The organism is Ignavibacteriota bacterium, assembly GCA_019637995.1.
Classification (GTDB): domain Bacteria; phylum Bacteroidota; class Ignavibacteria; order Kapaibacteriales; family UBA2268; genus JANJTB01.
The window spans coordinates 240,154-253,414 of sequence record JAHBUQ010000001.1; the positions used below are offsets into that span (position 1 = coordinate 240,154).

General features: G+C 33.1%; 7 protein-coding genes. All 7 read left to right on the plus strand.

Annotation, left to right across the window (positions count from 1 at the left end; genetic code table 11):
- The first annotated feature begins 58 nt into the window (after positions 1–58).
- The 7 genes from KF896_00940 to KF896_00970 all read left to right on the plus strand — a co-directional run bounded on the left by KF896_00940 (position 59) and on the right by KF896_00970 (position 13,253).
- The gene (locus KF896_00940) at positions 59–5,437 is read left to right on the plus strand and encodes a choice-of-anchor D domain-containing protein (GenBank protein MBX3042259.1); all 5,379 of its coding nucleotides are present in this window, start codon (positions 59–61) and stop codon (positions 5,435–5,437) included.
- A 60-nt stretch (positions 5,438–5,497) separates the two neighbouring features.
- On the plus strand, positions 5,498–5,989 hold the full coding sequence (gene rnhA / locus KF896_00945) for a ribonuclease HI (GenBank protein ID MBX3042260.1): 492 nt from the start codon (positions 5,498–5,500) through the stop codon (positions 5,987–5,989).
- A 3-nt stretch (positions 5,990–5,992) separates the two neighbouring features.
- Entirely contained in the window at positions 5,993–6,853 is an 861-nt protein-coding gene (locus KF896_00950; GenBank protein MBX3042261.1) for a DUF1460 domain-containing protein, read from the plus strand.
- 119 nt (positions 6,854–6,972) lie between these two features.
- Entirely contained in the window at positions 6,973–9,045 is a 2,073-nt protein-coding gene (locus KF896_00955; GenBank protein MBX3042262.1) for a tetratricopeptide repeat-containing sensor histidine kinase, read from the plus strand.
- A gap of 14 nt (positions 9,046–9,059) precedes the next feature.
- A complete protein-coding gene (locus tag KF896_00960; protein ID MBX3042263.1) occupies positions 9,060–10,088 on the plus strand; it encodes a hypothetical protein in 1,029 nt (342 codons plus the stop codon).
- A gap of 255 nt (positions 10,089–10,343) precedes the next feature.
- Positions 10,344–12,503, plus strand: a complete 2,160-nt coding sequence (gene metG / locus KF896_00965; protein ID MBX3042264.1) for a methionine--tRNA ligase — start codon at positions 10,344–10,346, stop codon at positions 12,501–12,503.
- A 30-nt stretch (positions 12,504–12,533) separates the two neighbouring features.
- Positions 12,534–13,253: an FkbM family methyltransferase gene (locus tag KF896_00970; protein MBX3042265.1), complete on the plus strand. Its 720-nt coding sequence runs from the start codon at positions 12,534–12,536 to the stop codon at positions 13,251–13,253.
- The last annotated feature ends 8 nt before the right edge of the window (positions 13,254–13,261 follow it).

Consider the following 13,261-nt stretch of genomic DNA (forward strand, 5'->3'; position numbering starts at 1 on the left):
AAATATAAAAAAAAATATTAACTTACATAATGTTAATGAGCAAAATGCAAGTAAGTTTATGAGATTATACCTACATATTTTAATTTATTTATCTATTTTCGTGCCGCTTAGTGCACAGACATTTGATATTTTTGATATTGATGCTTCAGAATTCCCTATTATGAAAGCCAAATTTCTTGCATTCGATGAACATGGAAATCAAATCACAAATGTCACAACTGATGATATCAGCATCATTGAGGAGGGGAATGTCCGAAGAATAATCTCCCTGACTTGTAATTCAAATATTACTTTAGAGCCTGTTTCAACAGTTTTGGTTATGGATGCGTCGGGTTCGATGGCAAGAAGAAATCTCTTCCTTGCTCAATCTGCTGCAAGAGCCTGGATAAATGCAATGCCTGACGGTGACTCTGAATGTGCTATTACTGCCTTTGACCTTGAAAATTACTTAATTCAGGACTTTACAAATATAAAAGAAATTCTCTTAGATAAAGTGAATGATTTGTTTGCACAAGGTGGAACAAGTTACAATGCAGCTTTTATAGATGAACTTTATGGAGGATTGATTGTTTCGCGTAATGCTCAATATAAAAAAGTTATTGTTATGATGACTGACGGCAGACCAACAACTGCAACTTTGGAGCATTTGATAATTGATGAAGCAATTCAGCAGGAAGCAATGATTTTTGTTGTCACATTAGGTATGCCATGTCCTCCTGTGCTTAGGCAAATTGCAAATGTAACAGGTGGTCAATGGTTCGAAAATGTAAGTACAGCCCAAAGTGCATCAGAAACTTATAATCAAATTTTGAAAATTGTTTCGGGTGCTGAAGCATGCGAAATAGTTTGGGAAAGTGATGTCACTTGCTTTGGTGGGGAAAGATTGGCTGAAATCAATTTCTACCCTACTTTAATGAACAAGTATTTCAATTATAATATGCCACTTAACTCGGTGACAGGTATCAATATTTCACCGGAATCAGTATTTTTTAAAAATGTAATGCCAGGTACAGCGAGAGATACAACGATTTTTATCACAGCAAATAACGGCGATTTGAATGTCTCGGAAATAAAGTTTGACCATCCCGCATTCGAAGTATTTCCAAGGTCTTTCAAAATTAATAAAGGGCAAACGCAACCGGTAAAAATTACTTATACAGCACAGCCCGGTGGAGAATATACTTGGACAAGAATGGAAATGTATAATAATTTGTGCCCTGCACAAATATTTGCAAGTGGAGGATTTGCAGGAAAGAGACCTGAGAAAAAGACTTTGAAGCTCACACATCCTAACGGTAATGAGCTTTTTGTAGCCGGAAATGATACTGTGGTCACATGGGAGGGAATTCCTGAAACTGATGACGTCAGACTCGAATACAGCTATGATAATGGCAATAACTGGAATCTTGTATCGGAAAGAACAAACGGTGGTACTTTTAATTGGAATCGAATCCCTCGAACACCAAGTAAAGAATGTCTGATGAAGGTATCACAACTCAAGATGGATATTGGAAATAATGCCGAATGGGCAAGAACTCTTGGGGGTGACTTTTATTTCAATTTGGATGAACCTCATTCAGGAATAGCTCTCGATATTTATGGTAATATTTATGTTACTGGACAATTTACCGAAACAATTAATGTAGAAGGTAAAATATTGACTTCAGAAGGTAAAGAAGATATATTTATTGCAAAGTTTTCTCCGGATGGTGAGCTTGAATGGTTGACGAAATTAGGAGGACCGGAATCTGATGTAGCTAATGAAATTGAGGTTGATTTCTTCGGAAATTCTTATGTAGTCGGTAAATTCTCTCAATCACTTTTTTATGATTCCCGTGTACTGCTAAGCAGAGGTGGAACTGATGCTTTCATTGCGAAAATCCTGCCCGACGGCTCTTTTGAATGGGTGAAAAATGTCGGTGGTCCCGGTGATGATGCTGCAAATGACATTGTAATAGATAATTTAGGCAATGTTATTATTACAGGTGCTTATAGTGAAGGAGCTTATTTTGGAAGTTTTGAAATATTTAGTAGCGGTAGTACGGATATATTCCTGACAAAATTCTCACCTGAAGGTAATTGTTTATGGGTAAAAAAATTTGGAGGAGAGTATCAGGATGAAGGGCTTTCTTTGGCTGTTGACCTTGGAAATAAAATTTATTTGACGGGAAGATTCAGCAGGTCAGCAAGATTCGAAAACGTTAATCTTGTTACACCCGGAAAAGATACTGAATTTACTGATTATGACGTATTTATCTGCAAGTTTTTTCAAAATGGAACAATGGAATGGGTAACTCAGGCGGGCGGGGAAAGAGATGATACCGGATTTGGAATTGGTGTTGATTCAAGAGGCGATGTTTTTATTGCCGGAAGTTATATGAAAGAAGCTAATTTCGGCGGGTTTACTTTGCAAGCAAATTCAGCCAGTGAAAATGAAACAAGTGATATTTTTATAGCTAAACTCAATACTAATGGCAGATTTGACTGGGTGCGAACCGCCGGTGGAAATAGTAACGATGCAGCTTATGACTTAGCAGTTGATTCTGATGGTAACGCAATAATTACAGGAGCATTTACAAATAGGGCTACATTTGATAATAATGAAGTAATCAGTAAAGGATTTCTTGATGTATTTGTTGCAAAGTATACTTCACAAGGTTTGGTAGAATGGGTTAAAAGAGCAGGTGGTTCCTATGCTGATTATGGCTTTTCAATTGCACTTGATGCATGGGGGAATTCATATATAGGTGGAAACTATACAAATGCGGGAGATTTTGGTAGTACTATTTTGAGGACAAGACTTGGCTTACTGGATTTCTACATCTGGGGAGCAGGTGGTGGTAATGATGCATTACAGGAGGATGTTTCCGATTTGCTCTGGACAATCGCTGCTCCTGAAGCGAGAGCTATAGATGTTGATATGGGACAGGTTTATCTTGGAAATTCCAAAGACTCAGTCGTAGTCGGCTTCATAAAAAATGTTGGCAATTTTGATTTTAGAATAGATTCTATATTTTTCCAAGGACCTGAAAAAGATGCTTTTACGATTGTAAGCCGAAACAGCAATATATTAATCAAAACTGATAGTGCTGATGAAACAGAGTTTTATTTCAATCCTGTGAAAGCAGGTAAAAATAATTCTGATATTATAATTCATACTCAATCAGATACAATCAGAAGAAAGATTACAGGTGAAGGTTTATTACCTGATTTAATGCTAATACATAGAAATATTGACTTTGGAAAAGTATTGGTAGGAGAAAATAAGGATACTTTAAGAACTGCTATGATTGCAAACAATAGCAAAAATCCGATTGAAATAACTGAGACTCGTCACAACAAACCTAATGATGTAGATTTTAAGACTATCGAAGGAGGAGGAAATCAAGTTTTAATGCCGGGTGATACTCTATTTATGGATTTGAGATTTGAGCCGTCGGAAAAAGGAAGGACAAGCGGCTCGCTCGAATTTCATCATAAAGGTGTTGGTAGTCCCGTAGTTGTAATACTTGGTGGTGAAGGCATTAATCCTAACCCTTCAATATTAGTTTCTGATAATTTTTTCCCGGAACTGTTTTGCCAGAGTGAGCATAAAGCACAGTTAAGAATTTCCAATCGCGGAGGTGCAATTCTAAATGTTGAATCAATACACTTTGAGGGAGTTAACAGTTCTGATTTTGAGATTCTTTCAGAACTACCGTTGTCTGTGAATCCCGACAGAACCTCAGCAGTAGATGTTCAGTATTCATCTGATTTACCGGGAATAAAGACTGCCGAAATTGTTATAAAAAGCAATTCCAATCCTGATTCTATTGCAAGAGTTCCTATTTCAGTCATTATGAATGGTGCAAAAGCTATATCTGAAAGTGGCAATATAGATTTTGGGATTTTAGATTTAAATGAAAATGCTACAAAAATCCTGACTATCAAAAATGCTGGCAATAAAGCGGCAAATTTTTTCATTAATTCAATATCACCCTTTTATTTAACCTCCGAAACTGTATTCCTACTTCCAAATCAGTCTGCTGAAATCGAGGTTAAATTCGATGGAATTAATGAATCTGCGAGTCTATCCGGGAAGATTACAATACTTGATGAAGTTTGTAATTTTGAAACTGCAGTTGATATTAGAGCCATAGTTAATAAGAAAGAAAAGCCAATAATTTCTGTTCTTTCACAAAATTTTGAAGTACTGAATTGTGAATCATCAATTAACAGAAATTTTACTATTTCAAATCAAGGCAGAGAAACACTGAATATTGAATCAATTGATATATTAAATGATATTGACTCGGAATTTGTGATTACTCCGCTCCAAAATAACTCTATTCCTCAGGGTGAGTCTGCCGAATTTGAGCTGTCATTTATACCAAAATCTGCAGGTGATAAGTCTTGTCAATTATTTATTAAGAGCAATTCTGAAATTGATTCCGAACTTTCAATTCCTGTTGAAGCAAGTTATCATCCCGTATCTTTTGAAATATCTGAGAATACTTTAGATGTTGGGCGAATTATTCAAAGTCAGACTGCTGAGTTTAAAGTGAATTTAACTAACAGCGGATTTACAACAAATACTTTTACAATTATTAATAATAATGATATTGAATTCACTGAAAATCGAATTTCACTTAATTCAGGTGAAACTCGAGCAATATCAGGAAATATTAAAACAGACGACCTGTCAGGAATTAATATTTTCACTTTCCAAATTGTGGATTCTATTTGCAAATTAATGTCTGAAGTCAGGATTTCAGCATCAATTTACCCTGCTGCGGCTATCAATTTGAAAGTATTATCTTCTGAGGGCTTTGCCGGTGATGTGATTGAAATTCCCGTGATTGCAACTGAAGCATCGGATTTAACCGGATTTGTAATTAATTCGTTTGATTTTCATTTGAAATTCAATCCTACAATTCTTCTCCCTGTTAACACTAACGATTATGAAATAATTGACGGGATTGGCTCACTTACTCTTAAAGATGTACCTTATAATGGGGAAGGTGAACTTTTAAGAATTCCATTCAAAGTAGGACTTGGTGATGCTGAAATCAGCAATTTAATTATCAGCAATCCAAATGTAAATGGTGATGATGTCGCTGTCATGCCGGAAAGTGGCATATTTACTTCGCTTGGAATATGCTTCGAGGGAGGTGCCAGGCTGATTAATCCAAATGGACAGGGCGGTATAATGAAAATAAATCCAAATCCTGCACATAGCGAGATGATTTCTATATCAGTAAACATTATTGAAAATGGTATTCATAGTGTTTCAATTTATAATTCTAACGGATATTTGAAAGAAGATTTTTTGTTGAAAAGTGAAAAAGGATCAAGACAGTTATTTATAAACTCAAATGATTTGGAATCAGGAGTTTACTTCATTCAATATACTTCACCAACAATTAATGAAGTAAAGAAACTGGTTATTATAAAATAGAAATATTGCAATATTATTTTAATGAAACTGTTAAATCATTTTTCAAATGTATGATTTAATATGAAAGCTAATTCTGCAATAACAATATATACCGATGGCTCATGCCTTGGCAATCCGGGAAGAGGCGGTTATGCTGCCGTACTGATGAGCGGCACCAGAAGAAAAGAAATATCCCAAGGATTCAGACATACGACCAACAACCGTATGGAACTGATGGCAGTAATCGAAGCACTTAAAGCCGTTAACAAAAATAAACGCTATGATATAACTATTTATACCGACTCTCGTCTTATCGTTGATGCAATCAATAAATTCTGGCTTAAATCATGGATTCAAAAAGGTTGGAAGAAAAGTAACAAGCAGCCGGTTTTGAACAGTGATTTATGGAAACAGCTTGCTGAAGAAATCAGCCATCATAACGTGAAATTTCAATGGGTCGAAGCTCATGTTGGAATTAAAGAGAATGAAAGATGTGATGAGTTAGGAAAATTGGCTGCACAAAGTGATGATTTATTAAACGATGATGCATATTTATTAGGAAGTGACACATAAATTATGAATTTCTCAAGACGTGAAATATTGAAAATGTTTGGTACAGCAGCATTGCTTCTAACACCTGCTCACACATTACTTTTTGGGCAGAACAGTGGTAACCCGGCTTATTTTAAAATTATATCAAAAATCCGCAATAACGGATGGCAACAACTTAAATTGAATCAACTAATCACAAATATTGCAATGGAATTCATTGATGTTCCTTATGTTGGTGGTACTCTTGATGCAAATTCCGTTGAAACCTGCTCAGTATTTTTGGATAAATTAGACTGCGTTACATATTTTGAAACAGTTTTGGGAATTGCCAAATGCATTAAATCAAAAAAATATGATTTTGATGATTTAGTTGAGCAGGTTAAACAAACAAGATACAGAAATGGTATCGTTGATGGTTATTCTTCAAGATTACACTATACAGCCGACTGGATTTATGAGAATACGAAAAATAATATAACAAAGGACATTACCAAAAATATTGGTGGTGAAATTATTAAGTTCGATACTTTCTTTATGAGTAAGAATTTTGATAAATATAATGCTTTGAAAGACAATCCAGAGCTTGTAAGAGTTATAAAACAGCAGGAAGAAGCAATTAATAGCCGTGAGTATTATTATATTCCTAAAAATAAACTAAGTAGAAAAATATCCGGTATCGAATCCGGCGATATAATTGCAATAACCACATCAATTCCCGGATTGGATTATGCTCATATAGGATTTGCCTTCAAAAATGATAAGGAAGAAATTCAACTATTGCACGCTTCATCAAAAAAGAAAAAAGTAGTATTGGATATTTACCTATCAGAATATCTTAAAGGAATTAAAAATAACACAGGTATAACTGTTCTGCGATCTGTTTAAGGACAATGAATATAATTTATTGATAATTATTAATGCATTCATTAGACTATTTATTATTATATTTGTATTCTGAATCATTAACAAAAAATGGAAATAATATTTATATTATCAATGTTAAGATGAAATTAGTTAATTTCTTAATGATTTTTGTAGTTTTTTCTACCTGGCATATCAAGTCCGAAACGGATGATAAGCTGGATTCGCTTGTTAGATATTACCAAGTTTCAAATATTGATTCATTAAAAGTAGATGGATTAGTTGATATTATTGATTATTTATCTAAAACAAACCCCTCAAAAGCTGCTGAATTTATAGATACTTTAGATGATTTAACAATAAAACTTAATGACAATAACCATAGAATAAATTTCTATATTCAAAAATCAATATTTTTTGCAAAAACATCTAAGTTGCAGGAGTCAAATGAAATTCTGTTAAGAGCAATAAATATATTTGATGATTTAACCAAGCCGTTTTTCAAAGCAAATGTTTATATGAATCTCGGTATAAATTTTCTGAGACTGGGAGATTATACATCATCAATCAATTATTTGAACAAATCAATTGATATTTGCAAGGAAAATGATTTAACTGCTCTTTTAGGTTCAAATTATATAACTTTGGGTATAATCAATCACGAAGCAGGAAATTTAAGCCGTTCAAAACAATACTATTTTGACGCAGAAAAAATATTTATTGAGCTTAAGCAGGAAGAAAGACTTTCAATGGTTTACAACAATCTTGCAAATGTTTATAAATCATTGGATTCATTAGATTTAGCAATAGAATATCTTGATAAATCAATTAGCATTTACGAAAAGTTGAAAATTGTAACAAGACTAAGTACAGCGTATCACAATAAAGGCGTTTATTTAGCAGGTATGAAAAATTATGGCGAAGCGATAGAAAGCCTCAATAAGTCAATTGAAATAAAAAAAATAGCAAACGACCAAATTGGAATGGGTGTTTCACTCCTTGGAATATCACAAGTTTATGATTTACTTGAAAATTACGACTACTCCATAAAATATTTAAATGAAGCTTTAGAAATATTTAAGGCTAATGATACGAAAAAGCATTTATTAGATGCCTATCAGGTTTTACACAATTTATATGCTGCAAAAGGTGATTATAAGAGTTCTTATGAAAGTTTGTCCATTTACCATAATCTTAAGGATAGCATTTTCAACGAAAATAATCAAAGAATGATTAACGAGCTAAATGCTAATTATGATTTATCATCGAAAGAAATTGAGAATCAAAACCTTAGAATTCAGTCAGATCGTCAGCAATACTACATTATTATAGCTATATTAATAGTAGTGCTGATTGGATCATTAGCTGTGCTTTATTTTATAAAGAACAGAACGATGAAAAAAATCAATAAATTATTAGAAGATAACAAAAACAAGATAGAAAGTCAGAATGCAAAGCTGGAAATTTTGAATAATGAATTAACTACAGCTAATTATCATTTAAAAGAATTAAATGACACAAAAGATAAGTACTTTTCGATAATATCGCATGACCTGAAAGGACCAATATCTTCGCAAAATAATTTGATTGAAATGCTTCTTAACCGTGAGGAAGATTTAACGGTTGAGGAAAAGAAAGAGTATCTTGATTTGGTTTTCGAATCCGCCCAGAATACATATAAATTGTTGGAGAATCTTCTCATTTGGGGTAATTTACAAATGAAAAGAAATACAGCACATTTTACTAATTTGAATTTACTTAATCTTGTTCAAAATGTATTAGATAATCTCACTTTGCAGATTACTATGAAGAATATTAAATTGAAGATTAGTATTCCTGAAACTGTTTTTATGGTTGCCGATGTTAGTATGATTGCTACAATCTTGAGAAACTTAACTAATAATTCAGTTAAGTTTACTAATCAGGGAGGTCTGATTGAAATTAGTTACTCGCATTCCGATGGAAATCATTTGATAGTGATTAAAGATTCAGGTATTGGTATGAATAATGATATAATCGAAAAATTATTTAGAATTGATGCTGAAATATCAAGACCCGGAACAAATAACGAAAAGGGTACAGGCTTGGGACTTATTATATGTAAAGAATTTGTTGAAATTCACAATGGTAAAATTTGGGCTGAAAGTACTCCGGCAGTGGGTACCAAGTTTTTTGTCACGATTCCGGATTGCTTAACTCCTGAATTTGAAGCTTAATTTGTTTGCTGGTAATGAATAAGCAATTCTCAAAATATGAACTACTTACGATAATAATCATACTTCCGGTAATTATGACCGTAATTACACATTTTGGTTATATATCAGGTTATACTGAAGGAGTTTTCAGTAAGGATACTTTCATAAGCCAGTATGACAAGGGAATTTATAAATACAGAATTCTTAGTAGTAGTTTAATACTTGAAACTGATAAGATTTTAACAAATTATACAAATCTGAATTCTATGGATAATATGCTTACCCGCATAGTAAAATTCATGGATGATAGCGGAGAACTCAGCTTTTACTTTTCATACTTTGCTGTCAATACAGTATTTTCTATTCTCTCGGCTCTTTTTTTCTATCTTATTTTATTTAATTTATTTGATAGAAAGATTTCCTCAAAATTATATTTATTACTTATTTCGTATATTTTGATACTGCCGATATTTCATTACGTATTAGTTCCGTATGACTATAGCGCCTATTTTTTCAATAATTTGATAATATATTTATTTCTAATAAATGAAAAAAGTACAAAAACGTATTTGACTATTTTGATAATGTTTTCAATATTGATTGCTACATTGAACCGCGAGACTTCCGCTTTGGTGATATCATTTATGATTGCATATTATTTTTACAGAAGCGAGAAACTATCTTTAATTTTTCAAAAAATATTATTACCATCACTAGCATTTATTGCTACATATTTTGGACTGAGATTTTTCTTGGGTTTTGAAAGTGGTATCTTTCAAAATTTCAGATTAATTGAAAATTTTATCTCCCCATTGAATTTATTTGGTATTTTCACCGGATTATTTTTCATATCACTATTATACCGAATATCTGAAGCAATATCCAGAAAAGCAATAATTACATTTTTAGTTGTGTCATTACCGTATATAGCTATAGTATTTTTTAGTGGTGTAACTTACGAAATACGACTTTGGGCTCCAATGCTTTTGAATATTTCCATCCTGACAATTATTGGATACTCTAAAAGTAATGTGAGTATTGTTGATTGTAAACAAACAGTATAATTTTTTTCAGTTTTGTAAATCAACTAAACTATTTGAGTCGTAAATATGCAAACTTCTTCAAAAAATTTACTCAGGATCCGGTTCATTTTTTTCATAAACAAGATGCTGAAAGATATGAAATTCCACCATAAACCAACGAATATAAAAAAATACTGAAAAAGTTTGTAAAATAAGGGAATTAATTAATACTTTATATCAATATTTTACATATTTTTGAAGTTTGTATTTTTTGTAATAAAACATATTTAATTTTAAATGAAAAAACGTACTCTAATTACTTCAGCATTACCTTATGCAAATGGTTACATACACCTTGGGCATGCCGCAGGAGCATATCTTCCGGCTGATATTTTTGCCCGATTTCAAAGAATTTCAGGAAATGAAGTGCTATACGTTTGTGGCTCTGATGAGCACGGAGTAGCAATTACAATATCAGCTGAGAAAGAAAAAGTTTCGCCTCAGTCAATAGTTGATAAATACCATAATGCTAATAAAGATGCTTTTAATAAATTTTCGATGTCATTTGATATATACTCCCGTACATCACTACCGGAACATCATCAAACAGCGAGAGAATTTTTTGAAGATTTCCTCAAAAAAGGATTTCTAAAGGAAAAAGAGGAAGAGCAGTTCTATGATTCTTCTGCGGGTATGTTCCTGCCGGACAGGTATGTTGAAGGTGAATGTCCAAACTGCGGATATGATCGTGCTCGTGGCGACCAGTGTGACAGCTGTGGGGCATACTACAACCAACTCGAACTAAAAAATCCTGTATCAATTGTTTCCGGCAAAAAACCAGAAGTCAGAAAAACTTCTCACTGGTACTATGAGTTCAATAAATTTCAGGAATTTTTGGAAAACTACATTGAGGGCAAAAAAGGTAAATGGAAAGATAATGTCATAAACCAAACAATGAGCTGGCTGAAAGCCGGACTCAATGAGCGTGCCATAACAAGAGATATGTCGTGGGGTGTAAATCTCGAAGGCATAGAAGGACTGTCAAAAGAGAAAACCGCCGGAAAAGTATTATATGTTTGGTTCGATGCTGTTTTTGGATATATTTCAGCATCAAAAATCTGGTCTGAAACTCATAAGCAGGACTGGAAAAGATGGTGGTGCAGTGAGGATACGAGATATATTGCTTTCATAGGTAAGGATAATATTGTTTTTCACACATTAATATTTCCTGCTTATCTTCATGCTAAGGGTGACTATATATTACCTGATAATGTTCCGGCTAATGAGTTCTTGAATTTGGAGGGAGAAAAATTCTCCAAATCAAGAAATTGGTCAATTGATTTAAAAGATTTCTTTAATGATTTTCCTGAGACTCAATATACCGATTCACTTCGATATACTTTGGCTATGAATCTGCCTGAAACAAAAGATGCGGATTTCACGTGGAAAGATTTTCAAGCAAGAAATAATAACGAATTAGCTGCAATTTTAGGTAATTTTGTTAACAGGGCATTACAATTTATTTTCAAGAATTTTGAAGGAAAAGTACCTGTTCTTAGCTCAGATTTTTCTGATTTGCCAACTGACTGGGGCAAACTTGCTATTGGCAGTGATGATGAATTCAAAGAAAGATTTATCGAAAAATATTCAAAAAATGATTTTGATGTTATTAATGCGTTGATTACAGGGATTAAATCTTCTTCAGAATTATTTGAGCGTTTCAGATTCAGAGATGCAATCACTGAAATTATGAATGTGGCAAGGGCATCGAATAAATATTTCAATGATGAAGAGCCCTGGAAGCGAATTAAATCCGACAAAGATTATGCTGCTAAGACTCTCTATGTCTGCGTTCAGCTTGTTCGCAGTCTTGCTGTGCTTGTTGCTCCAATTATTCCAAATTCCTCAACAAAAATTGCTGAAACATTGAATATCTCGATTTATTCAGGTGCTCCATCAGAAGATTCTATTAATACAACTAATCTCTGGGATTCAGCGAGTCTGCCTTTGGTTGAGCAAGGCTCTGATTTAAATACCCCTGCAATATTATTTACAAGAATTGAAGATGATGTTATATCTGCTCAGATTGCTAAACTTGGTGATAAAATTTCCAATTCAACTATAGCACCCGAGCCACTTATTGATATTACAGATTTTCAGAAAATCAAGCTCAAAACAGCTAAAATCATATCTGCAGAAAAACTCAAAAAATCAAAAAAATTATTGAAATTGATTGTTGATTTGGGTGATTCGCAGCGTCAGATTCTTGCCGGAATTGCTGAGTACTACGAGCCTGAATATTTAATTGGTAAAACAGTTGTGGTAGTAGCAAATCTGAAGCCGGCAAAACTAATGGGCGAAGAGTCGCAAGGCATGATGCTTGCAGCAAGTGCAGATAACAAATTATGCTTCGTTTCACCGGAAATTGAAATTGGTGCCGGTGCTGAAGTTAAGTAAAAAATATCAAAAAAAATAATTAAGGTAAAAATGGAATATTTTTCGCAATCGAATCAGGATAAATTTGTTGATAAGATAATATTCGGAGGAAATAAGACTAATGGGTATTTTCTTGAAATTGGCGCCTATGACGGAATAACTTTCTCGAATACATATACTTTTGAAAAATACCGTAATTGGAAAGGGATTTGTGTTGAACCAATTCCTACAATTTTTAATAAACTCAGGCAAAATAGAAAATGCGATTGTATTCAGGGTTGCATTGCTGAAAAGGAAGGAGTCGTTCAGATTACCCATGTGGATGGTCCTTCTGAAATGCTGACCGGTATTACAAAGAATTATGATGCTGCACATTCAGAGAGAATTGAAAATGAAATTAAAGAACGTGGCGGCAAAAAAGTGATTTATGATGTCAAAGCTTATAATCTAACAGATATTTTAATAAAGAAGATTATCAATCACATTGATTATTGCAGTATTGATGTAGAAGGCAGTGAGTGGGAGGTCTTGAAATCAATTGATTTTGATAAAATTTCATTTTCATGTTTTTCAATCGAGAATAATTATGATGATGTTTTAATTGTCAAATTTATGTGTTCCAAAGGATATGAGTTTTTAGGCAAACTGGAAGCCGATGATATTTATGTTTCCAAAAAAAATCAGAATATTTTCCGTTTAAAAATGATGTGTAAACTGTATAATTTCAAAAATAAATCAAGAAACATATTGTCAAAATTCTTAAAAAAATAAATGGGGTC

What these genes read in the sequence shown, in the direction of transcription:
- KF896_00940 (MBX3042259.1), top strand. Translation starts at nt 59, where the DNA reads ATGAGATTATACCTACATATTTTAATTTATTTATCTATTTTCGTGCCG.
- rnhA (MBX3042260.1), top strand. Translation starts at nt 5,498, where the DNA reads ATGAAAGCTAATTCTGCAATAACAATATATACCGATGGCTCATGCCTT.
- KF896_00950 (MBX3042261.1), top strand. Translation starts at nt 5,993, where the DNA reads ATGAATTTCTCAAGACGTGAAATATTGAAAATGTTTGGTACAGCAGCA.
- KF896_00955 (MBX3042262.1), top strand. Translation starts at nt 6,973, where the DNA reads ATGAAATTAGTTAATTTCTTAATGATTTTTGTAGTTTTTTCTACCTGG.
- KF896_00960 (MBX3042263.1), top strand. Translation starts at nt 9,060, where the DNA reads ATGAATAAGCAATTCTCAAAATATGAACTACTTACGATAATAATCATA.
- metG (MBX3042264.1), top strand. Translation starts at nt 10,344, where the DNA reads ATGAAAAAACGTACTCTAATTACTTCAGCATTACCTTATGCAAATGGT.
- KF896_00970 (MBX3042265.1), top strand. Translation starts at nt 12,534, where the DNA reads ATGGAATATTTTTCGCAATCGAATCAGGATAAATTTGTTGATAAGATA.